General features: G+C 70.8%; 20 protein-coding genes. 12 read left to right on the top strand and 8 right to left on the bottom strand.

Annotated features, from left to right (window positions below):
• Nucleotides 1–157 precede the first annotated feature (157 nt).
• The 6 genes from ACZ58V_RS27755 to ACZ58V_RS27730 all read left to right on the top strand — a co-directional run bounded on the left by ACZ58V_RS27755 (nt 158) and on the right by ACZ58V_RS27730 (nt 6,399).
• Nucleotides 158–1,717, top strand: a complete 1,560-nt coding sequence (locus ACZ58V_RS27755; protein WP_471293201.1) for a TraR/DksA family transcriptional regulator — start codon at nt 158–160, stop codon at nt 1,715–1,717.
• 89 nt (nt 1,718–1,806) lie between these two features.
• Nucleotides 1,807–2,463 carry a signal peptidase II gene (gene lspA / locus ACZ58V_RS27750; protein ID WP_468193488.1) on the top strand — a complete coding sequence of 219 codons (657 nt, stop codon included), beginning with the start codon at nt 1,807–1,809 and terminating at the stop codon, nt 2,461–2,463.
• A gap of 45 nt (nt 2,464–2,508) precedes the next feature.
• Nucleotides 2,509–3,453, top strand: a complete 945-nt coding sequence (locus tag ACZ58V_RS27745) for an RluA family pseudouridine synthase (RefSeq protein ID WP_189729057.1) — start codon at nt 2,509–2,511, stop codon at nt 3,451–3,453.
• A complete protein-coding gene (locus ACZ58V_RS27740) occupies nt 3,450–3,920 on the top strand; it encodes a GNAT family N-acetyltransferase (RefSeq protein WP_468193486.1) in 471 nt (156 codons plus the stop codon). The genes ACZ58V_RS27745 and ACZ58V_RS27740 overlap by 4 nt, the downstream gene beginning before the upstream one ends.
• Before the next feature lie 95 nt (nt 3,921–4,015).
• Complete coding sequence (locus tag ACZ58V_RS27735) at nt 4,016–5,602, top strand: Na+/H+ antiporter (protein ID WP_468193484.1); 1,587 nt, start codon at nt 4,016–4,018, stop codon at nt 5,600–5,602.
• Nucleotides 5,603–5,658: 56 nt separating this feature from the next.
• Nucleotides 5,659–6,399, top strand: coding sequence for an SDR family NAD(P)-dependent oxidoreductase (locus ACZ58V_RS27730; RefSeq protein WP_471293197.1), 741 nt, complete (start codon nt 5,659–5,661; stop codon nt 6,397–6,399).
• Nucleotides 6,400–6,465: 66 nt separating this feature from the next.
• On the opposite strand, the gene ACZ58V_RS27725 is transcribed toward ACZ58V_RS27730, so the two are convergent.
• Nucleotides 6,466–7,593, bottom strand: coding sequence for a mechanosensitive ion channel family protein (locus tag ACZ58V_RS27725; RefSeq protein WP_468193480.1), 1,128 nt, complete (start codon nt 7,591–7,593; stop codon nt 6,466–6,468).
• Between the two features lie 107 nt (nt 7,594–7,700).
• Between ACZ58V_RS27725 and ACZ58V_RS27720 the strand changes: the two genes are divergently transcribed.
• Nucleotides 7,701–8,270, top strand: coding sequence for a dienelactone hydrolase family protein (locus tag ACZ58V_RS27720; protein WP_193480551.1), 570 nt, complete (start codon nt 7,701–7,703; stop codon nt 8,268–8,270).
• On the opposite strand, the gene ACZ58V_RS27715 is transcribed toward ACZ58V_RS27720, so the two are convergent.
• From ACZ58V_RS27715 to ACZ58V_RS27695, 5 genes are all read right to left on the bottom strand, one after another.
• Nucleotides 8,207–8,422 (bottom strand): hypothetical protein, encoded by a 216-nt coding sequence (locus tag ACZ58V_RS27715; RefSeq protein ID WP_471293193.1) that lies wholly within the window; start codon nt 8,420–8,422, stop codon nt 8,207–8,209. The genes ACZ58V_RS27720 and ACZ58V_RS27715 overlap by 64 nt on opposite strands.
• 32 nt (nt 8,423–8,454) lie before the next feature.
• Nucleotides 8,455–10,125, bottom strand: coding sequence for an alkaline phosphatase D family protein (locus ACZ58V_RS27710; RefSeq protein WP_423571811.1), 1,671 nt, complete (start codon nt 10,123–10,125; stop codon nt 8,455–8,457).
• 92 nt (nt 10,126–10,217) lie between these two features.
• Nucleotides 10,218–11,036 carry a thioredoxin domain-containing protein gene (locus ACZ58V_RS27705; RefSeq protein WP_471293191.1) on the bottom strand — a complete coding sequence of 273 codons (819 nt, stop codon included), beginning with the start codon at nt 11,034–11,036 and terminating at the stop codon, nt 10,218–10,220.
• Nucleotides 11,037–11,132: 96 nt separating this feature from the next.
• Nucleotides 11,133–11,837, bottom strand: coding sequence for a hypothetical protein (locus ACZ58V_RS27700; protein ID WP_468193647.1), 705 nt, complete (start codon nt 11,835–11,837; stop codon nt 11,133–11,135).
• A gap of 81 nt (nt 11,838–11,918) precedes the next feature.
• The gene (locus ACZ58V_RS27695; protein ID WP_471293188.1) at nt 11,919–13,244 is read right to left on the bottom strand and encodes a DUF2252 domain-containing protein; all 1,326 of its coding nucleotides are present in this window, start codon (nt 13,242–13,244) and stop codon (nt 11,919–11,921) included.
• Nucleotides 13,245–13,459: 215 nt separating this feature from the next.
• Between ACZ58V_RS27695 and dnaE the strand changes: the two genes are divergently transcribed.
• Nucleotides 13,460–17,002 (top strand): DNA polymerase III subunit alpha, encoded by a 3,543-nt coding sequence (gene dnaE, locus ACZ58V_RS27690; protein ID WP_468193645.1) that lies wholly within the window; start codon nt 13,460–13,462, stop codon nt 17,000–17,002.
• A gap of 96 nt (nt 17,003–17,098) precedes the next feature.
• Here the strand turns inward: dnaE and ACZ58V_RS27685 are convergent, their stop codons facing one another.
• Complete coding sequence (locus ACZ58V_RS27685; RefSeq protein WP_471293186.1) at nt 17,099–17,263, bottom strand: hypothetical protein; 165 nt, start codon at nt 17,261–17,263, stop codon at nt 17,099–17,101.
• A gap of 222 nt (nt 17,264–17,485) precedes the next feature.
• Here ACZ58V_RS27685 and ACZ58V_RS27680 point away from each other — a divergent pair, with 222 nt between their 5' ends.
• The 4 genes from ACZ58V_RS27680 to ACZ58V_RS27665 all read left to right on the top strand — a co-directional run bounded on the left by ACZ58V_RS27680 (nt 17,486) and on the right by ACZ58V_RS27665 (nt 21,471).
• On the top strand, nt 17,486–18,697 hold the full coding sequence (locus ACZ58V_RS27680) for an NYN domain-containing protein (RefSeq protein ID WP_469411181.1): 1,212 nt from the start codon (nt 17,486–17,488) through the stop codon (nt 18,695–18,697).
• Nucleotides 18,698–18,821: 124 nt separating this feature from the next.
• Complete coding sequence (locus ACZ58V_RS27675; protein WP_382499059.1) at nt 18,822–19,796, top strand: ABC transporter ATP-binding protein; 975 nt, start codon at nt 18,822–18,824, stop codon at nt 19,794–19,796.
• Between the two features lie 107 nt (nt 19,797–19,903).
• Nucleotides 19,904–20,725 (top strand): ABC transporter permease, encoded by an 822-nt coding sequence (locus ACZ58V_RS27670; protein ID WP_468193471.1) that lies wholly within the window; start codon nt 19,904–19,906, stop codon nt 20,723–20,725.
• A gap of 56 nt (nt 20,726–20,781) precedes the next feature.
• Nucleotides 20,782–21,471, top strand: coding sequence for an AAA family ATPase (locus ACZ58V_RS27665; RefSeq protein WP_468193469.1), 690 nt, complete (start codon nt 20,782–20,784; stop codon nt 21,469–21,471).
• A 160-nt stretch (nt 21,472–21,631) separates the two neighbouring features.
• Here ACZ58V_RS27665 and ybaK read toward each other — a convergent pair whose 3' ends face one another.
• The gene (ybaK, locus tag ACZ58V_RS27660) at nt 21,632–22,135 is read right to left on the bottom strand and encodes a Cys-tRNA(Pro) deacylase (protein ID WP_468193467.1); all 504 of its coding nucleotides are present in this window, start codon (nt 22,133–22,135) and stop codon (nt 21,632–21,634) included.
• Between the last annotated feature and the right edge of the window lie 11 nt (nt 22,136–22,146).

The following is a 22,146-nucleotide window of genomic DNA, read 5'->3' as shown; positions in this document are numbered from 1 at the left end:
CGGGCGGGGAGTTGGGCACAACGGATGCAGGTTCGCCGCGCGGCATGCGCGAGGCGGGCGAATCGGGCGGTGTGCCCCGTTGCCGCGGGACTCAAGTCGATTTATCGTCCCAGCACGATTCGCGAGCAAGGTCACAATATGTGAAGGGGCCGCGGCCATGGTGGCGAAGAAGACCGCCGTACAGCAGCCGGCGTCCGGCAGGTCCGCGGAGGCCTCCGGCGGTGCGCCCAAGGACCCGGGTGGGAAGAAGACCACGCAGGGAGGCTCGGCGGGGCGGGCGGCGAAAGGGGCGACCGAGAAGGCGACCGGGGGGACGAAGGCGGCTGTCACCAGGACCAAGGCGGCGGTCAAGAAGGTGACGGCCAAGAAGACCGCTGCGGGAAAGGCCGTGGCCAGGAAGGTCGCGGCCAGGACGGCGGCGGCCACGGGGCCGAGCGAGAAGGCTGAGGCCGAGAGGGCTGGGGTCGAGGAGGCTGCGGTTGAGAGAACCGCGGCCGAGAAGCCTGAGGCTGAGAGGGGTGAGGCTCAGAAGGCGGCAGCCAAGACGACGGCAGCCAAGAAGGTGGCGGTCAGGAAGGCGACGGCCAAGAAGGCCGCGGCCGAGAAAGCTGCGGGAGCGAAAGCCGCCGAGGAGTCTGAGGCTGAGAGGGCTGAGGCCAAGACGACGGCAGCCAAGAAGGTGGCGGTCAGGAAGGCGACGGCCAAGAAGGCCGCGGCCGAGAAAGCTGCGGGAGCGAAAGCCGCAGCCGGGAAAGCCGCGGGCAAGAAGGCGGCGGCCGACAAGGCTGCTGCCGGTGAGACGGCGGAGCGGAAGGCTGAGGGAGGGAAGGCCGCAGCCGGCGGGGCGCCGGAGCGGAAGGCCTCCGGCAGGAAGGCCGCAGCCGGCGGGGCGGCGGAGCGGAAGGCCGCCGGTAAGAAGGCGGCTGCCGAAGAGACAGCGGGGAAGAAGGCTGCTGTCGGCGAGAGCGCGGGGAAGAAGGCAGTGGCCAGGAAGGCCGCTGCCGGTGAGGCCGCGGAGAAGAAGGCCGCGGTCAAGAGGGCGAAGGCCGCCAAGGCCGTCGCCGCGGGGAAGAGCGTCGGGGCCGAGGGCGTGCGCGCCGGAGGCAAGAGCACCACCACGAGGAGCGCGACCGGGAAGGGCACTGCCCGGACCGGCGCGGTCACACAGGACAAGGCCGGGAACAGCACGGCCGAGAAGGCGGGCGCGGCCGAGGCCGCGACGCAGACGGGAGCGACCACGGTGGGTGCGAAGAAGACTCCTGGCACGGCGACGGCGGCCAAGACCGCCGTTCCGAAGGCACGGGTCGCCGCGGCGGAGCCCGGTGAGCTCGCGGTACGCCCGGGGGAGGACCCCTGGACGGAGGCGGAGGTCGAGGAGGCGCGTGCCGAGCTGACGTCCGAGGAGACCCGGCTGCGTGAGGAGATCACGTCGTCGGAGCGCTCGCTCGTCGGTCTGATGCGCGACTCCGGGGACGGCGCGGGCGACGACCAGGCGGACACCGGTACCAAGAACATCACCCGCGAGCACGAGCTGGCCCTGGCCGCCAACGCGCGCGAGATGCTGATCCAGACCGAGCGCGCCCTGGACCGCCTCCACTCGGGCACCTACGGCCTGTGCGAGAACTGCGGCAACCCCATCGGCAAGGCCCGGATGCAGGCCTTCCCGCGGGCCACGCTGTGCGTGGAGTGCAAGCAGAAGCAGGAGCGCAGGTACTGACCGGCGGCCGAATGCCTCCTGAGCACGTGGGGGGCACGGGGTGTGTCGTACCCTCGTCCTCAGTCAAGGACCTAGGTTGAGGGACTCACGTGGCAGAGGCGGAGCGCATCATCGGTACGCCGGACACACCGGATGCTGCCGGGGACGGGCAGGAGCGGCCCGAGGACGCGGCGTCGGGCGAGCGCGCCGACTCCGAGGGCACCCGGGCCACCGGAGAGCCCGGTTCGGGTGAGCCGGAGCCCACGGCCCCGCAGCCCCGGGGCAAGCGCCGTATCGCGGTCCTGTTCGCTGTCGCCCTGTTCGCGTACGCCCTCGACCTGAGCACCAAGATGATCGTGGTGGCCAAGCTGGAGCACCACCCGCCCATCGAGATCATCGGGGACTGGCTGAAGTTCGAGGCGATCCGCAACGCGGGTGCGGCCTTCGGCTTCGGCGAGGCCTTCACGGTGATCTTCACCATGATCGCCGCGGCGGTGATCGTGGTGATCGCCCGGCTCGCCCGCAAGCTCTACAGCCTGCCCTGGGCGCTCGCGCTCGGACTGCTGCTCGGCGGTGCGCTGGGCAACCTCACCGACCGGATCTTCCGTGCGCCGGGTGTCTTCGAGGGCGCGGTCGTGGACTTCATCGCGCCCAAGCACTTCGCCGTCTTCAACCTGGCCGACTCGGCGATCGTGTGCGGCGGGATTTTGATCGTGCTGCTGTCGTTCAAGGGGCTCGACCCGGACGGCACCGTCCACAAGGACTGACAGGCGCCGTACGGGACTGTCGGACCCGTCCGGCATACTCGACGGGTGAGCACGATTCCCGAGATCCGCACCCTGCCCGTGCCCGACGGACTGGAGGGCGAGCGCGTCGACGCCGCCATCTCCCGCATGTTCGGCTTCTCCCGGACCAAGGCGGCCGAACTCGCCGCCGCGGGAAAGGTCGCGGTCGACGGGTCGGTGGTCGGAAAGTCGGAGCGCGTGCACGGCGGCGCCTGGCTGGAGGTCGAGATGCCGCAGGCGCCCGCGCCGGTGCAGGTGGTGGCCGAGCCGGTCGAGGGCATGGAGATCGTGCACGACGACGATGACGTGGTCGTGATCGTCAAGCCGGTGGGCGTCGCCGCGCACCCGTCGCCCGGCTGGACCGGGCCGACCGTCATCGGGGGCCTGGCCGCCGCCGGGTACCGGATCTCCACCTCCGGGGCCGCGGAGCGCCAGGGCATCGTGCACCGCCTCGACGTCGGCACCTCCGGGCTGATGGTCGTGGCCAAGTCGGAGTACGCGTACACCTCGCTGAAGCGCCAGTTCAAGGAGCGCACGGTCGACAAGCGCTACCACACGCTCGTCCAGGGCCACCCCGACCCGACCAGCGGCACCATCGACGCGCCCATCGGCCGCCACCCCCACCACGACTACAAGTGGGCGGTCACCGCCGAGGGCAAGGCGTCCGTCACGCACTACGACCTCATCGAGGCCTTCCGAGCGGCGTCGCTGCTCGACGTGAAGCTGGAGACCGGCCGCACCCACCAGATCCGCGTCCACATGGCCGCCCACCGGCACCCCTGTGTCGGCGACCTGACCTACGGCGCTGACCCGACCCTCGCCAAGCGCCTCGGCCTGACCCGCCAGTGGCTGCACGCGGTGCGCCTCGGCTTCGAGCACCCCGGGGACGGTCAGTGGGCGGAGTTCTCCTGCGACTACCCGGAGGACCTGCAGAAGGCCCTGGACCAGGTCCGGGAGGAGACGTACGCATGAGCACGCCGCGGTATGCGGTGCGTGTCGCGGAGGACCCCGCCGACCGTGAGGCGTGCTTCGCGGTGCGCAAGGAGGTCTTCGTCGGCGAGCAGGGTGTGCCGGAGGACCTCGAGTACGACGCGTACGACGCGGGGGCCGTGCATGTGCTGGCCGTCCGGGAGGACGGCGTGCCGCTCGGGACCGGGCGGCTGCTGCACGGCGAGGCGGCCGTGGCGCAGACCGGGGCCGACCCGTCCGTGGGCTCCCTCGGCCGGCTCGCCGTGGCCGGCCAGGCGCGCGGCCTCGGTGTCGGAGTCGCCTTGGTGCGGGCCATCGAGGACGCCGCACGCGCGCGTGGGCTCGCGACCGTGGACCTGCATGCCCAGACGCACGCGCTCGGCTTCTACGCGCGGCTCGGCTACGAGGCGTACGGGCCGGAGTATCTGGAGGCGGGTATCCCGCACCAGGGGATGCGGCGTTCGCTGTAGCCGCTCGCCGCGGGTGCCGAAACGGTTTGTCCGTGGACTTGCGTGGCAGGCTTGAGTCCAGTCGTATGACCGTCTGACCTCCCGGAGCGCTGACCGTGGATCAGTTGGCCCTGTTGTTCGTGCTGCTGCTCGGGGCCGTGATCAGCGTCCCGGTCGGGGACCGGCTGGGGATGCCCGCGCCGGTGCTGATGACGCTCCTGGGCATAGTCCTCGCGCTGCTCGACTTCGTACCGAACGTCGAGATCCCGCCCGACCTCATCCTGCCGCTGCTGCTGCCGCCCCTGTTGTACGCCGCCGTGCGGCGCACGTCATGGCGGCAGTTCGCGGCGAACAAGAGACCCATCTTCCTGCTGGCCGTGGCGCTGGTGTTCGTCACCATGGCCTGTGTGGCCGCCGCGGCCGACGCGATCGTGCCGGGGCTGCCGCTCGCCGCGGCGTTCGCGCTCGGTGCGCTGGTGGCGCCGCCGGACCCGGTCGCGGCGACCGCCGTCGCCGGGCAGCTGGGGCTGCCGCGCCGGCTGGTGTCGATCCTGGAGGGTGAAGGGCTGTTCAACGACGTGACGGCCATCGTCCTCTACCACGTGGCGATCGCCGCCGCCGTCAGTGGGACGTTCTCGCCCTGGCAGGCCGGCCTCGATCTGGTGCTGTCGGCCGTGGTGGGGGCGGCCGTGGGCATCGCGCTGGGCTGGGGCGCGAACAAGCTGATGGAGCTGCTCGGGGACGCGACCCTGCAGATCGGGCTGACCCTGCTGGTGCCGTACGCCTCGTACGTCATGGCCGAGGAACTGCACGGGTCCGGAGTGCTCGCCGTGCTCACCACCGCGGTGTTCCTCGCGGAGTACGGGTCCGACGCCGACGACGTCATGACACGGCTGGCCGGGCACACGTTCTGGAACATCGTCGACACGCTCGTCACCGGCGTCGCGTTCGGGCTGGTCGGTCTCGAGCTGCACAACGCCATTCGCACCGCGTCCGGCCGGTGGGGCGAGCTGCTCGGCTGGGCGGCGGTCGTGGTGGTCGTCGTCGTGTTCGTACGGCTGCTGTGGCTGCTGCCGGCGACCTGGCTGACCAAACGGCTGCACGCGCGGCGGGACTACGACGAGGACATCCCGGTGAGCTGGCGCGAGACCGTGGTGATGTGGTGGTCGGGGATGCGCGGGGTGGCCTCGGTGGCGTTGGTGCTGGCCATTCCGCTGGAGACGGACGCCGGGGCGCCGTTCCCCAACCGGGACGAGCTCATCTTCATCGCGTTCGGGGTGATCGTGGCGACGTTGGTGGTGCAGGGGCTGACGTTGCCGTGGCTGGTGCGGCGGCTGGGCGTGAAGGCCGACACGGACCGGGAGAAGGAACTCGCGAAGGAGCTGGCGATCCGGGCGTCCAAGGCGGCGAAGCGGAGGCTGCGCGAGATCGAGGAGCAGGAGGAGCTCCCGGAGGAACTGTCCGAGCAGATGGTGCGGCGGGCCTTCGACATCGGGGTGCGGATCAGTCCCGAGGTCGCGGAGGACGAGCGGCGGGAGGCCTCCCAGGAGCGCGCGCGGCGGCTGAAGCGGGTGCGGCGGATCCAGCAGGAGATGTTGAGTGCCGCGCGGCACGAGGTGCTGGCGGCGCGGAGTGAGCCGGGGGCCGATCCGGAGGTCGTGGACCGGGTGTTGCGTCATCTTGATGTGCGGTCGATGCGGTGAGCGGTTTCCCGGCGGGGTCTTCGCCGTCGGCGGCTGACGGGTCGTAGGGTCGTCGTATGGCTCGGAATGTTGTGATCAGTGGTGGAGGGACCGGGATCGGGCTCGCGGCGGCCCGGGCGTTCGCCGCGGGCGGGGATCAGGTCCTGTTGCTCGGGCGGCGGGCCGATGTGCTGGAGAAGGCCGGGGTGCCGGGGGCGCGGACGTATGCCGCGGATCTCACCGAACCGGCGGACGTGCGGGGTGTGGCCGGGTTCGTGGAGCGGGAGTTCGGGGCCGTGGACGTGCTCGTGCACAGCGCCGGAGGCAATGGGCTGCTCGAGCCGGACCCCGGCAGTGACGATCCGCTCGAGGCCGTCGCGCACAGCTGGACCGTGAACTTCCGGCTCAACACCCTGACCGCCGTGCTGCTCACCGAGGCTCTGAGGCCGCGCCTCGCCGAGCCCGGTGGGCGGGTGCTGTTCCTCGGTTCCATCGCCGCCTACCGGGGATCCGGGAGCGGAGCCTACGCGGCGGCCAAGGCGGGTCTGCATCCCTACGCCCATGATCTGGCCCGGCAGCTGGGGCCGCGCGGCATCACCGTGAACGTGGTCGCGCCCGGCTATGTCGAGGACACCGAGTTCTTCGGGGACGCGATGAGCGAGGAGCGGCGGGCGCGGCTCGTCGAGGAGACCTCGAACGGGCGGGCCGGTACCCCCGGTGACGTCGTCGAGACCCTGCACTGGCTGGCCTCTTCGGGCGCCGGGCACATCACCTCCCAGATCATCCAGGTCAACGGCGGCGCCGAACGCGGTCACTGACCGGACGGGGAAGGGGGCTGCCCGCGGTACGGGCAGCCCCCTTTGTCAGCTTGTTCGCCGGTGTCGTCAGCGCTCCGGCCGCGCCGAGCCGTGGTAGCGGCGCTGCTGGGGCGGGACGCCGTCCTGCGACGGGCGGTGACCGTTGTTCCAGGACGGCGGAAGGAGCGCGTCCGCCGTGTTGACCCGGGGGAGGGCGTACGGGTGCTCGTCGGCCAGCCAGCGGACCATCTGCTCGCGGACCGTGACCCGTACCGTCCAGATGTCGTCCGCGTCCTTGGCCGTCACCAGGGCCCGCACCTGCAGGGTGCTCGGGGTGGTGTCCGTGACGCACAGGTTGTAGGCGCGGCCGTCCCAGGCCGGGCACTCGCGCAGGATGTCGCGGAGCTTCTCGCGCATCGCGTCCACCGGGGCCGTGTGGTCGACGTGCCAGAAGACGGTGCCGGTCATCTGCGGGGTGCCGCGCGACCAGTTCTCGAACGGCTTGGACGTGAAGTACGAGACCGGCATGGTGATCCGGCGCTCGTCCCAGGTGTGGACGGTCAGGAACGTCAGCGTGATCTCCTCGACCGTGCCCCACTCGCCGTCCACCACCACGGTGTCCCCGATGCGCACCATGTCGCCGAAGGCGATCTGGAACCCCGCGAACATGTTGCTCAGCGTGGACTGGGCGGCGACACCGGCGACGATGCCGAGGATGCCGGCCGAGGCCAGCAGTGAGGCGCCCGCCGCCCGGAACGCCGGGAACGTCAGCAGCATGCTCGCCGTGGCCACCACGCCGACGACCGCGGACACCACCCGCATGATCAGCGTCACCTGGGTGCGCACGCGGCGGACCCTGGCCGGGTCGCGGTGGGCCCGGGCGCTGGCGTACCGGCTGTACGACGTCTCGACGATCGCCCCGGCGATACGGATCACCAGCCAGGCGGCCGATCCGATCAGCAGCAGCGTCAGCGCCTGTCCGAGGCCCTCGCGGTGGTCGTCCAGCAGTTGCGCCTCGTCGTAGGACCCTCTCAGGAGGGCCGCGAAGAGCACGAGCTGGTAGGGGATACGGCCGCGGCGGAGCAGACCCCACAGCTGGGTCTCGTGATGTCGTTCGTCAGCCTTGCGCAGAAGGAAGTCGGTGGCCCAGCCGATCACCAGCGTGAGCACGACCGAGCCACCGACCACGATCAGCGGTCGCAGCAGGTTCTCCATGCCCCGAACCTAACCGGCCACCGGCAGGCATGAACATGTGACTTCCGTCCGGTCGTGGGTACTGCCGCGATCTCGCGGTGTCACACCCGGCTGGCACCATGGGCTTCATGAACATCATGCTCTTTCACTCGACCCAGGGGCTGCGGCCCGCGGTGCTCCAGGCCGCTGACCGGCTGCGCACGGCCGGACACGAGGTGTGGACGCCCGACCTCTTCGAGGGGCGCACGTTCGAGGCGGTCGAGGAGGGCATGGAGCACCAGGAGAAGATCGGCAAGGACGAGCTGCTGAAGCGGGCCGTGCTGGCCGCCGCGCCCTACTCCGAGCGCGGGCTGGTGTACGCGGGATTCTCGCTCGGCGCCTCGATCGCCCAGACCCTCGCCCTCGGCGACGACAAGGCACGCGGGCTGCTGCTCCTGCACGGCACGTCGGACATCGCGCCGGACGTCACGGCGGACGACCTGCCGGTCCAGCTGCATGTGGCGGAGCCGGATCCGTTCGAGACGGACGACTGGCTCAGCGCCTGGTATCTGCAGATGGGCCGGACCGGCGCGGACGTCGAGGTGTACCGGTACGCAGGGGCCGGCCACCTCTACACCGACCCCGACCTGCCGGACTACGACGAGGAGGCCGCCGAGGCCACCTGGCGGGTGGCGCTCGGCTTCCTCGACAGCTTGTAGCCGACGGTCATCCGCCAGACGCGCTCCTGGACGGGCGCGCCGCCAAGGTTCAGCACGGACAGGGTGACGTAGGCCGGTGCCGCGGCGGCGGACTCCTGTGCCTGGGCGGCACTGGCGGTACCTCCGGCGAGGGCCAGGGCCGCCACGAGCACTGCGGTCTTCGTGCCTTCTCGTGGAAGGCCGCTCACACCGGGTCGTAGACCCGCTCGAGCTTCTGCGTGCCGCTGCGGGTGCGGTAGGAGCGGGTCCACTTGGCGGTCGCGTCGCGTTTCGCCCGGTCGGAGAGGACGTAGTAGTCCATCTGGGCGCGCTCGGCCGTGATGTCCAGGACGCCGTAGCCGTGGCGGTCGGTGTCGACCCAGTGGACGTGCCGGTTGGCGGCGCGGATGACGGGTGAGGCGACCGCGGAGACCGTGCCCTCCGGGACCTTGACGATGTCGTCGAGGTTGTCCGAGGTGACCGACGTGACGACGAACTCCGTGGCGGCGGACGGGGACAGCGGGTACGTGCCGGCGTCCACCGGTACGTCGTTGGCCCAGGCCATGTGGATGTCGCCGGTGAGGAAGACCGTGTTGCGGATCGCGTTCGCGCGCAGGTGGGCGAGGATCTCGCGGCGGTCGTCGGTGTAGCCGTCCCACTGGTCGGTGTTGAGGGCCAGGCCCTCCTGCGGCAGGCCGAGCAGCTTGGCGAGGGGCTTCAGCAGATCGGCGGAGAGCGAGCCGATGGCGAACGGCGAGATCATCACCGAGTTGCCGACCAGCCGCCAGGTGGTGTCGGACGCCTTCAGTCCCGCCTTGAGCCAGTCGAGCTGGGCGCGGCCGGTGAGTGTGCGGTCCGGGTCGTCGACCTCGCCGTTGCCCACCTTGACCTGCTGCGAGCGGAAGGACCGCAGGTCCAGCAGCGAGAGGTCGACCAGCTTGCCGAAACGCAGCCGCCGGTAGGTGGTGCCCGCGATCGCCGGACGCACCGGCATCCACTCGAAGTAGGCCTGCTTGGCGGCGGCCTGGCGGGCGGACCAGGCGCCCTCCGCACCCTCCGTGTGGTTCTCGGCACCGCCCGACCAGGCGTCGTTGGCGAACTCGTGGTCGTCCCAGATCGCCACGACCGGGGCCGTGGTGTGCAGGGCCTGGAGGTCCGGGTCGGTCTTGTACCGCGCGTGCCGGATGCGGTAGTCGGCGAGCGTGACGATCTCGTGGGCCGGGGCGTGCGGGCGTACGACGGTGCCGCGCGTGCCGTACTCGCCGGTGCCGTACTCGTAGATGTAGTCGCCGAGGTGCAGCCAGGCGTCCAGGTCGCCGCGGGCCGCGAGATGGCGGTACGAGGAGAAGTAACCGGCTTCCCAGTTGGCGCAGGAGACCACGCCGAAGCGGAGGTTCGTGACGGCCGCGTCGGCCGCCGGGGCGGTGCGGGTGCGCGCGGCGGGGGAGTCGGTGCCGCCGGAGGAGAAGCGGAACCAGTAGTCGGTGGCCGGCCTGAGGCCCCGGATGTCGGCCTTCACCGTGTGGTCGGAGGCGGCCGTCGCGGTGGTGGAGCCCTTGGCGACGATCGTGGTGAACGCGCGGTCCTCGGCGACGACCCAGCTCACCACGGTGTCCGGACCCAGCCCGGAGCCGGGTATCGCCTCCGGGACGGGGGTCACCCGGGTCCACAGCAGGACGCCGTCCGGCAGGGGGTCACCGGAGGCGACGCCGTGCAGGAAGGCGGGAGCCTGGTCGGCGGCGCGCGCGGGCAGGGAGGCGGCGAGCGGCCCGGCCAGGACAGCGGTCGCCGCCGCGGCCTTGACGACCGTACGGCGGCGGGGGTTGAGGGAGTTGATGCCCTCGGAGGTCTTCGATGATCTGTATCGACTGGTCACGGACGATCAGGTTACTGGTCGGTACGCACCAGAGCGGGCGAACTCGGAAAGTTCGCCCGCTCTTCACGTGGTGGCCCGTACCGGACCCGCCGTCACTTCTTGAGGGCCTGGCCCACCACCCGGTTGAAGTCGGCCACGGTCATCAGCGGCGTGCCCTGGCTGTCGGCGGTGAGCTGCTTGCCGTCCATGGCGAAGCCCGGGGTGCCCTTCACGCCCTCCTTGTTGTCGTCGAAGGTCTTCGACATGGCCATCGCCCAGGCGTCGTAGGTGCCCTTCTCGACCGCGTCCTGGAACTTCTTGTTGTTCTTCAGCTCGGGGACGGTGTTCGCGACCTTGATGAGGTAGCTGTCGTCCTTGAACTCGTCGGTCGTCTCCTCGGGGTGGTACTTCGCCGAGTACAGCGCGGCCTTGTAGTCGAGGAACGCGTCGTCGCTCACGTTCAGCGCGGCACCCAGGGCGCTCAGCGCGTTCTTGGAGCCCTCGCCGTTGTCCTTGTTGTCGATGAACGTGGCGCCGATGAACTGCATCTTGTACTTGCCGTCGTCGATGTCCTTCTTCACGGTCGGGCCGACGGTCTGCTCGAACTGGGCGCACACGGGGCAGCGCGGGTCCTCGAACACCTTCAGGGTCTTCTTGGCCGAGTCCTTGCCGATGACGACCGTGGTGCCCTTGGCGCCCGTGGTGTTGGCCGGCGTGACGACCTTGGCGTCCTTCTGGCCCTCCCAGTAGCTGGGCTTGTTGGCCTGGACGACCGCGTAGCTGATGCCGCCGGCTATCGCCAGGACGCCGACGATGGAGCAGGCGACGACGATCTGCCGCTTGACCTTCGCGCGCCTGGCCTCGCGCTCGCGCTCGGCGCGCAGCCGCTCGCGGGCCGCCGTCTTCGCCGCCTGGGTGTTCCGCTTGCTCATGGTGGTGTTCTCCGTAAGGGGACGCGCACACGTGGGTGTGCGGAATGCGTAGGGGGACTGCCTGTGCTCGAAAGGCTCGAAAAGTGCGGGAGCGCCTCAGACGAAGGCGGGCGAGCACGGCGGTCCACGCCGCCCCAGGGAGTACGTGAGGATCCGGTCGCGGGCGGTGGGCGTGCGGTCGGCGGCGCGCGACGGCAGACACCGCCCGGCCGGAGCCCGCTCCACCGCGACCGCGGCGACCGCCAGCAGCAGCGGCCGGACCCTTGTGGAGACCGCGGCCGCCACGGCCCGCAGCAGCTGGGCCAGGGCCCGCTCGCCGCGGCGCAGCCAGACGGCGGCGACCAGCCCCACGCCGATGTGCGCGCCGAGCAGCAGCCAGGCGGTGGCCGGGTCGGCATGCGCGACCGCGGCCGCGAGCCGGTCGGTGCCGGTGGCCCCGGCCATCCGGGCCAGCGGGGTGCCGACCTCGCCGCCCCCGCACAGCACATCCAGGCCGACCGAACGCAAGGGACCCGCGACCGGGCCGCCCGCCTTGCCGTAACAGGCGTGCTGACCTGTGGTGAACACCGTGTCGGCGGCCAGTTCCAGCGGGATCAGCAGGGCCGCGATCCGCCCGAAGGAGCGCTCGCGGCCCGCCAGGGCGTACGCGATCACGAACACGGCGGCGGCGACCGCGGCCACCGTGCCCAACGGCAGCGGGACCTGGGACAGCAGCACGTGCGACGCGGTGCTGAGCGTCACGACCACGGCCGTGAACAGCGCCGCGCGTACGGCTCTGAGCTGGATCCCGGATATGTCCATAGCGAAGGGAGAGTCTGTCATGGGGGCCTGTAAGGGACCCCTAAAGGATGCCTGTGAGGGTGCGGATGGCAAAAGCCCCGGCTACAGGCCCGGGATCCGGCCGTTGCGGAACAGGTCCACGAAGGTCTGGTGGTCGGCACGCGCGCGTGCGCCGTAGCCGTGCGCGAAGTCGACCAGCAGCGGCGGGAAGCCGTCCTCGTCGGCCGCGATCGCCGCGTCGATGGCCCGCTCCGTGGAGAACGGAACCAGGGACTCCCCGGACTGGTCGTCCGCCGCCGAGTGCATCGTGGCCGTCGCCCGGCCGAGGTCGGCCACCACCTGGGCGATCTCCTCCGGGTCGTCGATGTCGCCCCAGTCGAGATCCACCGCGTACGGCGATACCTCGGCGACCAGCTGGCCCGAGCCGTCCAGCTCCGTCCAGCCCAGCCACGGGTCGGCGTGGGCCTGGAGGGCGCGCTGGGAGATGACCGTGCGGTGCCCCTCGTGCTGGAAGTAGTCGCGGATCGACTGGTCCGTGATGTGCCGGGAGACGGCCGGGGTCTGGGCCTGCTTGATGTAGATCACGACATCGTTCTCCAGGGCGTCGCTGTGGCCCTCCAGGAGGATGTTGTACGACGGCAGCCCCGCCGAGCCGATGCCGATGCCGCGCCGGCCGACGACGTCCTTCACGCGGTAGGAGTCCGGGCGGGCCAGCGAGCTGTCCGGCAGCGTCTCCAGGTAGCCGTCGAAGGCGGCGAGGACCTTGTAGCGCGTGGCCGCGTCCAGTTCGACGGAGCCGCCGCCCGGCGCGAAACGGCGCTCGAAGTCGCGGATCTCCGTCATCGATTCCAGCAGGCCGAACCGGGTCAGCGAGCGGGCGTCACGCAGCGCGTCCAGCAGCGGGCCCTGCGCGGTGTCCAGCGTGAACGGCGGCACCTCGTCGCTCTTCGCACCCGTGGCCAGGGCGTGGATCCGCTCGCGGTAGGCGACCGCGTAGATCGTCACCAGCTCGGAGATCTGCTCGTCGCTGAGCGCCTTCGCGTACCCGATCAGCGCGATGGACGCGGCGAAACGCTTCAGGTCCCAGGTGAACGGGCCGACGTAGGCCTCGTCGAAGTCGTTGACGTTGAAGATCAGCCGGCCGTTCGCATCCATGTACGTGCCGAAGTTCTCCGCGTGCAGGTCGCCGTGGATCCACACGCGCGAGGTGCGCTCGTCCAGGTACGGCCCGCCCCGCTTCTCCGCCTCGAGGTCCTTGTAGAAGAGGCACGCCGTGCCCCGGTAGAAGGCGAAGGCCGAGGCCGCCATCTTCCGGAACTTCACACGGAACGCGGCCGGGTCGGCGGCCAGCAGCTGGCCGAAGGCGGTGTCGAATACGGTGAGGATCTCCTCACCGCGGTGCTCGTCGTCGAGCGGCGGGAACGACATCGCTGGGTGCCTCCTGGTGCAGATGTTCAGGGCGGCAGGTCCGCCCCTTGACTAACGTGCGGCGGGTCGGGGGAGTGCCCGCGACCCTCGCATGAAGGTACGCGGGTCAGCCCTCGGAGTGTCAGTGCCGAGGCATAGACTTCGACGCTGTCCCCCAGACTGTGCGCAGCCTGTCGGACCCCATTCGACCGATGTTCTCCCTGGAGGCCGAAGCCGTGTCAAAGCCGCCGTTCACGCACCTGCACGTCCACACCCAGTACTCGCTGCTGGACGGTGCCGCGCGGCTGAAGGACATGTTCAACGCGTGCAACGAGATGGGCATGTCGCACATCGCCATGTCCGACCACGGCAACCTCCACGGGGCGTACGACTTCTTCCACACCGCGCAGAAGGCCGGGGTCACGCCGATCATCGGCATCGAGGCGTATGTCGCGCCCGAGTCCCGCCGCAACAAGCGCAAGATCCAGTGGGGCCAGCCGCACCAGAAGCGGGACGACGTCTCCGGTTCCGGTGGTTACACCCACAAGACGATGTGGGCGGTGAACTCGACCGGCCTGCACAACCTCTTCCGGCTGTCCTCCGACGCGTACGCCGAGGGCTGGCTCCAGAAGTGGCCCCGGATGGACAAGGAGACCATCTCCCAGTGGTCCGAGGGGATCGTCGCCTCCACCGGCTGCCCCTCCGGCGAGGTCCAGACCCGGCTGCGCCTCGGACACTTCGACGAGGCACTCAAGGCCGCCGCCGACTACCAGGACATCTTCGGCAAGGAGCGCTACTTCCTGGAGCTGATGGACCACGGCATCGAGATCGAGCGCCGGGTCCGCGACGGCCTGCTGGAGATCGGCAAGAAGCTCGGCATCCCCCCGCTGGTCACCAACGACTCGCACTACACCTACTCGCACGAGGCGTCCGCCCACGACGCCCTGCTGTGCATCCAGACCGGCAAGAACCTCTCCGACCCCGACCGCTTCAGGTTCGACGGCACCGGCTACTACCTGAAGTCCACCGACGAGATGTACGCCATCGACTCCTCGGACGCCTGGCAGGAGGGCTGCGCCAACACCCGGCTGGTCGCCGAGATGGTCGACACCACGGGCATGTTCGAGAAGCGCGACCTGATGCCCAAGTTCGACATCCCGGAGGGGTACACGGAGGTCAGCTGGTTCCGCGAGGAGACCCTGCGCGGCATGGAGCGCCGCTTCCCGGAGGGCATCCCGGCCGACCGCACCAAGCAGGTCGAGTACGAGATGGACACCATCATCTCGATGGGCTTCCCGGGCTACTTCCTCGTGGTCGCCGACTTCATCATGTGGGCCAAGAAGCAGGGCATCGCGGTCGGCCCCGGCCGAGGCTCCGCGGCCGGCTCGATCGTCGCCTACGCGCTCGGCATCACCGACCTCGACCCCATCCCGCACGGCCTGATCTTCGAGCGGTTCCTCAATCCCGAGCGCATCTCCATGCCCGATGTCGACATCGACTTCGACGAGCGCCGGCGCGTCGAGGTGATCCGGTACGTGACGGAGAAGTACGGCGCCGACAAGGTCGCCATGATCGGCACCTACGGCACCATCAAGGCCAAGAACGCGATCAAGGACTCGGCGCGCGTGCTGGGCTACCCGTACGCGATGGGCGACCGCCTCACCAAGGCCATGCCCGCCGACGTCCTCGGCAAGGGCATCAACCTCGACGGCATCACCAACCCCGAGCACCCCCGTTACTCGGAGGCGGGCGAGATCCGGGGGATGTACGAGAACGAGCCGGACGTGAAGAAGGTCATCGACACCGCCAAGGGCGTCGAGGGCCTGGTCCGCCAGATGGGTGTGCACGCCGCCGGCGTGATCATGTCCAGCGAGACGATCACCGACCACGTCCCGGTCTGGGTCAGGCACACGGACAAGGTCACCATCACCCAGTGGGACTACCCGAGCTGTGAGTCGCTCGGCCTGCTGAAGATGGACTTCCTCGGCCTGCGCAACCTGACGATCATGGACGACGCCGTCAAGATGGTGAAGTCCAACAAGGGGGTCGACATCGACCTCCTGAGCCTCCCGCTCGACGACCCCACGACCTTCGAACTGCTCCAGCGCGGCGACACCCTCGGCGTCTTCCAGTTCGACGGCGGCCCGATGCGCTCCCTGCTCCGGCTGATGAAGCCGGACAACTTCGAAGACATCTCCGCCGTGTCGGCCCTGTACCGCCCGGGCCCGATGGGCATGAACTCCCACACGAACTACGCCCTTCGAAAGAACGGCCAGCAGGAGATCACGCCCATCCACCCGGAGCTCGAAGAGCCCCTCAGGGAGGTCCTGGACGTCACCCACGGCCTGATCGTGTACCAGGAGCAGGTGCAGAAGGCCGCCCAGATCATCGCCGGCTACTCGCTCGGCGAGGCCGACATCCTCCGTCGCGTCATGGGCAAGAAGAAGCCCGAGGAACTGGCGAAGAACTTCGTCCTCTTCCAGGCGGGCGCCCGTAAGAAGGGCTTCAGCGACGAGGCCATCCAGGCCCTGTGGGACGTGCTGGTCCCCTTCGCCGGCTACGCGTTCAACAAGGCGCACTCCGCCGCGTACGGCCTGGTCTCGTACTGGACCGCGTATCTGAAGGCGAACCACCCCGCCGAGTACATGGCCGCCCTGCTCACCTCGGTGAAGGACGACAAGGACAAGTCGGCCGTCTACCTCAACGAGTGCCGCCGCATGGGCATCAAGGTGCTCCCGCCGGACGTCAACGAGTCGATGTCCAACTTCGCGGCCCAGGGCGACGACGTGATCCTCTTCGGCCTCTCCGCCGTTCGCAACGTCGGCACGAACGTCGTCGAGTCGATCATCAGGTGCCGCAAGGCCAAGGGGAAGTACGTCTCCTTCCCGGACTACCTCGACAAGGTGGAGGCGGTGGTCTGCAACAAGCGCACCACCGAATCGCTGATCAAGGCCGGCGCCTTCGACGCCATGAACCACACCCGCAAGGGCCTGACCGCGCACTACGAACCGATGATCGACAACGTGGTGGCGGTCAAGCGCAAGGAGGCCGAGGGCCAGTTCGACCTCTTCGGCGGCATGGGCGAGGCGGCCGAGACCAGCGAGCCGGGCTTCGGTCTTGACGTGGAGTTCTCCCCCGACGAGTGGGACAAGACCTATCTGCTCGCCCAGGAGCGGGAGATGCTCGGTCTGTACGTCTCCGACCACCCGCTGTTCGGGCTGGAGCACATCCTGTCCGACAAGGCCGACGCCGGCATCTCCCAGCTGACCGGAGGTGACTATTCCGACGGCTCCGTGGTGACCATCGGAGGCATCATCTCCGGCCTCCAGCGCAAGATGACCAAGCAGGGCAACGCCTGGGCCATCGCCACCGTCGAGGACCTCGCCGGCTCGATCGAGTGCATGTTCTTCCCGGCGACCTACCAGCTCGTCTCGACGCAACTCGTCGAGGACGCCGTGGTGTTCGTCAAGGGCCGCCTCGACAAGCGGGAGGACGTGCCGCGGCTCGTCGCGATGGAACTGATGGTGCCGGACCTGTCGAACGCGGGCACCAACGCGCCCGTGATCCTCACCATCCCGGCCACCCGGGTCACCCCGCCGCTGGTCAGCCGCCTCGGCGAGGTGCTCAGCCACCACAAGGGCGACAGCGAGGTCCGGATCAAGCTCCAGGGACCGACCAAGACCACCGTGCTGCGTCTGGACCGGCACCGGGTGAAGCCGGACCCGGCGCTCTTCGGTGACCTGAAGGTGCTGCTCGGGCCGTCCTGCCTGGCCGGCTGAGGGCTCTCGATGCGCGTGAGGGGCGTACCCGGTACCGGGTACGCCCCTCACGCATATGCGCAAGTGGGTGGGTCTCAACGACCCGTCACGCAGATGTCAGTTGTGGCCGAAGCTGCGCTTCCGCTTACGGGTCGCCAGGTCGCCGGGGGCGGCCACCTCGGCCTCGGGCTGGGGCTCCGTCTGCGCCGCGGGGCTGCGGTCCGCCCGCTGGCCACGCTCGGTGGGACGCTGCTTGCGTTCACGGTTCTTGTTCTTGGCCATGGTGGTGCCTCCTGTGGGGGATCTAGGGGCCAGGGCCGGGACCAGATTCACACAGGCCGACAACGATCGCATGTCGGACAATTACCGTGCGTGACAGGGCTGGTCGGAGCGGGAACTCCCGAAACGCCACGCCGAAGATCGAGTTCCGGCCGTTAACCTCCGCGCCGTCGGGCAGACTCGAAGCAAGCCCGAAGCAAACCTCCTGGGAAGAGGGTGAGTCGTGTGGACCGCTGCATCGTCCTGGTGGACGCGGGGTATCTGCTGGGAGCCGCGGCGAGTCTCCTCGCCGGGGAGCCCTCACGGTCCCGCATCACCGTCGACCACACGGCCCTCATCCAGGGGCTGCGCGAACGCGCCGAGTCCGATACGCAGCAGCCCCTGCTGCGCATCTACTGGTTCGACGGCGCCCCCGACCGCGTCCCGCAACCGGAGCACCGCCGGCTGCGCGTGATGCCCCGGGTCACCGTCCGGCTGGGCGCGCTGACCCGCAGCGACGGCCGCTGGGCGCAGAAGGGCGTGGACGCCGCGATGCACGCCGAGCTCACCGAGCTGGCCCGCAACCGCGCCTGCTCCGACGTCGTCCTCGTCACCGGCGACGGCGACCTGCTGCCCGGCATGATGGCCGCCAAGGAGCACGGCGTCGCCGTCCATCTGTGGGCCGTCCAAGCCGCCGACGGCGACTACAACCAGTCCGAGGACCTGGTCGCCGAGGCCGACGAGCGGCGCGTCCTGGACCGGACGTGGATCACCAAGGCGGTCCGCGCCAAGGAGTACACCGGCGTGTGCGCCCCGCAGCCCGTGCCCCGGCCCGAGATCGCCGCGATCCTCTCCGCGCCGCTGCCCGAGTCCTCGCTCGCCGCCACGGCCGAGCGGACCGCCCCGCCGCCCCCGCACCCGGCGGCCGGCCCCGGGCAGAACGGCACCGAGGAGCGGGTCCCCGCCCCCAAAGGCGTCCCCACGCCCAAAGACCTGGCGGCCCTGCGCGCCCCCGGAACCCAGCCCGCCCAGCCCCCCGCCTCCGCCACCCTTCGCTGGTCCTCCGACAAGGGCTGGGTCGACCGGCCCACGGCCGAGCCCCCAGAAGCCGCCTCGATGCCGACGCTCGCCCAGCTGACCACGGCCGAGCAGCGGTGGGCCGACCGCGAGGAGGACATCACCACGGTCGGCGGCGACCCGTACGAGGTGGGGCAGGTCTTCGCACGGCGCTGGGTGGAGCGCCTCGGCGACCAGGGCCAGCTGCCGAAACTGTCCGGGATGTACCCGCGCATCCCGCACCGGGTCGACGGGGAGCTGCTGCGCTACGCCGCCCGCTTCGGCCTGCTCGCCCACAAGGACGACCAGATCGACGAGCGGGACCGGTACGCCATCCGGGCCGGTTTCTGGCGGGAGATCGGCGTGCGCACGGGTGTGGAGCACACGCCCGTCGGCGACTGAGATCCTTGCGAGCGGATTTCCCCGGAATGGACCGACCCGAGAGCCGGCCGGGGTTCCCGACCCCGTAGTCTCGTCCCTTGTGAGTAAGCGCGCGGCACAGGCATTTCGGCACGATGGTGACGTCGTGTGCGCGGTCCGCGGGCTGACCAAGACCTATCCGGCGGTCCGGGGCCGGCGCGGCGCACCGGGAACTCCCGAGGTCCGGGCCACGGACGACGTACGGCTGGACATCCGGCGCGGCGAGATCTTCGGCCTGCTCGGGCCGAACGGCGCCGGCAAGTCCACCCTCGTACGGCAGCTCACCGGGCTGATGCGACCCGACCGCGGCAGCGTGGAGATCCTCGGGCACGACATCGTGCGCCACCCGGAACGGGCCGCACGCATCCTCGCCTACCTCGGGCAGGAGTCGACCGCCCTCGACGAGCTGACCGTGTCGCTCGCCGCCGAGACCACCGGGCGGCTGCGCGGCCTGGACGTACGGGCCGCGCGGGCCGAGCGGGACGACGTACTCGACGAGCTGGGGCTCGCGCCCCTCGCCGGGCGGCCGCTGAAGAAGCTCTCCGGGGGCCAGCGGCGCCTGGCGTGCTTCGCCGCGGCACTGGTGGGGGAGCGCTCGCTCCTCGTGCTCGACGAGCCGACCTCCGGCATGGACCCGGTGGCACGGCGGGCCGTGTGGTCCGCCGTCGACCGGCGACGCGCCGAACGGGGGACGACGGTACTGCTCGTCACCCACAACGTCATCGAGGCCGAGACCGTACTGGACCGGGTGGCCGTCCTCGACCGGGGAAAGGTGATCGCCTGCGACACCCCGGCCGGGCTCAAGGAACAGGTCGCCGGTGAGGTACGGGTGGAACTGGTGTGGCGGGACGCGGCGCCGTTGCACGTCCCCGAGGTCGCAGCGCTGCGGGACCGCGTCGTGGAGTCGGGCCGCCGCTGGACGCTCCGGCTCGGGCCCGAGGAGGCCCGGGCGGTCGTCGCCACCGTCACCGGCGGGGCCGCCTTCGCCGCCCTGGACGACTTCACACTGGCCACGCCCAGCCTGGAGGACGTGTACCTGGCCCTGGGCGGTGCCGTGCAGCAGGGGCTGGTGAAGGCGTGAGGAGTACCGGGGCCTTGGGCGCGGGGGGCTTGAGTGCACAGGCCGCCGCATACGTACCGAACAGGGCGACTGCCGCAGTGGACCCGAGCGAAGGGGAGCAGCGCGACGTGAGTGTCGTACCCGCCGATGTCCTGCCGGGCAGTGCCCTGGCCGTGGAGGAGCCCGCCGCGTGCGCGGCCGAGCTCGGGCCCAGGGCGCGGCTGTGGCCTTCGCTGGCGGCCGTGTACCGGGCCCAGCTGTCCCGGGCGCGGGTCGCGCGGATCCCGCTGCTGTTCGTGGCGACCTTCCAGTCGATCGGGATCATGATCCTGATGCGCGGGGTCGTGGACGACGGGGCGGAGGCGCAGGCGGTCGTCGCCGGGTCGTCGGTCCTGGTCGTCGCCTTCGTCGCGCTGAACCTGCTCGCGCAGTACTTCGGGCAGCTGCGGGCCAGTGGCGGACTCGACCACTACGCGACCCTGCCGGTGCCGCCGGCGGCGGTGGTGCTGGGCGCGGCGGGCGCGTACGCCTCGTTCACGGTGCCGGGGACCATCGTGACGGCGGTGTTCGGCTGCGCGCTGTTCGGGCTGCCGCTCGCCCATCTGTGGGTCCTCATGGCCGTGATCCCGCTCGCGGGCGCCGCGCTCGCCGGACTGGGGGCGGCGCTGGGGCTGCTCGCGCCCCGGCCGGAGCTGGCCACGCTGCTCGGACAGCTGGGCATGTCGGCGGCGCTGCTGCTGGGCGTGCTGCCGGCGGACCGGATGCCGGAGGTCGTGCGCTTCGCGCGGGATCTGCTGCCGTCGACGTACGGGGTCGAGGCCTTCGCGCGGACGTTCGATCCGCATCCCGACTGGGCCTTCGTGCTCGGTGACCTCGCCGTGTGCGGGGTCGTGGGCGTCGTCTCGCTGGCCGTGGCGACCTGGGCGTACCGCCGGGCGGCCGTCCGGTGAGCGCGGAGCGGTCGTCCGGTGACGCGGCGCACAGGCGGGACTGGCACGATGGCAGGGTGACCGCACCACTGACTCCGCCACCGCCACCGCATGAACGTTCCGCGCAGGACGCGTGGCAGCCGCCGGCCGACGGGCCCCAGGCTCCCGGCTCTCAGCACGCCGAGTACGCCGGGCACGGCTGGTACGGACAGGACGGCCCCGGCATGAAGACCGAAGTGCGGGAAGCCGCCGTGATCTCGCTGGCCGTGGCGCTCGGCGGGGTGCTGCTCGGAGTGCTGTGGTGGTGGCTCGCGCCGCACGTGCCGCTGGTCGGTGACGTGGTGGAGGGCAACTGGGTCGTCTACCTCAAGGACACCGAGGGCGAGCAGGCCGTCGGGGTCGACGGCACCTTCACGCTGCTCGCGCTGGGCTTCGGGGCCGTCAGCGCGCTGGTCGTGTTCCTGCTGCGCCGGCGCGGGGGTGTGCCGCTGGTGGTGGGCCTGGCTGTCGGCGGGCTGCTCGGGTCGTTGCTGGCCTGGCGGCTCGGGGTGTGGCTCGGGCCCGCGGGGGATGTCATCACGCGGGCGAGGGATGTGGGGCGGGGGGTGACGTTCTCCGCGCCGTTGAAGCTGGGCGCGAAGGGGGCGTTGCTGGCCTGGCCGCTCGCCGCGCTGGTGTTGCATCTGGGGCTTACGGCGCTGTTCGGGCCTAGGGATCCGGAGCCGGAGTTTCCTGAGGGGCCGTACGAGGCGCCGCCTGCTGCGTAGGTGCTCGGCGTGGGCTGGGGGCGGGGCGTTGCGCAGCCCGGCGTAGCGGGGTGCCTCCCCCACTCTCGGCTTCGCTCGAGCGGGGGGACCCCCACCGCCCACCCGTGCCGCCCCTAGCGGCACGCATGCCCGCAGCCAGGGCGGCACCGGCCGCCCGCAGCTAAGCCCGGCTTACGGGTGCCAGTACTGCCTCCGTCAGTTTGGCCAGGGTCTCTGGGGCCAGTTCGACCTCCAGGCCCCTCCGGCCCGCCGAGACGCAGATCGTCGGGTGGGACGAGGCCGACTCGTCGAGGACCGTCGGGAGCTTCTTGCGCTGGCCCAAGGGCGAGATACCGCCGCGGACGTAGCCCGTCGTGCGTTCGGCCAGGGTCGGGTCGGCCATCGTCGCGCGTTTGCCGCCGACCGCGGCCGCCAGGGCCTTCAGGTCCAGTTGGCCCGCCACCGGAACCACCGCGACCGTGAGTGTGCCGTCGACGTCCGCCACCAGGGTCTTGAAGACCCGGTCCGGTGAGACGCCCATCGCCTCGGCCGCCTCCTCGCCGTAGGAGGGGTGGGCGGGGTCGTGGTCGTAGGAGTGGACGGTGAAATCCACGCCCGCCGTCGTGAGCGCGACCGTGGCGGGCGTGCCCCCCGGCTGCTGTTGCTTCTTCGACTTCTTCGCCATGCCGGTCCGCT

The sequence above is a fragment of the Streptomyces sp. NPDC040589 genome (assembly GCF_055594445.1).
The sequence above is the reverse complement of the archived record's forward strand: the minus strand, read 5'-3'. Positions and strand labels throughout refer to the sequence as shown.

Bases quoted from the DNA above. Each gene is read 5' to 3' on its own strand.
- ybaK (WP_468193467.1), bottom strand. From the start codon at position 22,135: ATGGCGAAGAAGTCGAAGAAGCAACAGCAGCCGGGGGGCACGCCCGCC.
- ACZ58V_RS27720 (WP_193480551.1), top strand. From the start codon at position 7,701: ATGAACATCATGCTCTTTCACTCGACCCAGGGGCTGCGGCCCGCGGTG.
- ACZ58V_RS27685 (WP_471293186.1), bottom strand. From the start codon at position 17,263: ATGGCCAAGAACAAGAACCGTGAACGCAAGCAGCGTCCCACCGAGCGT.
- ACZ58V_RS27755 (WP_471293201.1), top strand. From the start codon at position 158: ATGGTGGCGAAGAAGACCGCCGTACAGCAGCCGGCGTCCGGCAGGTCC.
- ACZ58V_RS27725 (WP_468193480.1), bottom strand. From the start codon at position 7,593: ATGGAGAACCTGCTGCGACCGCTGATCGTGGTCGGTGGCTCGGTCGTG.
- ACZ58V_RS27700 (WP_468193647.1), bottom strand. From the start codon at position 11,837: ATGGACATATCCGGGATCCAGCTCAGAGCCGTACGCGCGGCGCTGTTC.
- ACZ58V_RS27740 (WP_468193486.1), top strand. From the start codon at position 3,450: ATGAGCACGCCGCGGTATGCGGTGCGTGTCGCGGAGGACCCCGCCGAC.
- ACZ58V_RS27730 (WP_471293197.1), top strand. From the start codon at position 5,659: ATGGCTCGGAATGTTGTGATCAGTGGTGGAGGGACCGGGATCGGGCTC.
- ACZ58V_RS27705 (WP_471293191.1), bottom strand. From the start codon at position 11,036: ATGAGCAAGCGGAACACCCAGGCGGCGAAGACGGCGGCCCGCGAGCGG.
- ACZ58V_RS27695 (WP_471293188.1), bottom strand. From the start codon at position 13,244: ATGTCGTTCCCGCCGCTCGACGACGAGCACCGCGGTGAGGAGATCCTC.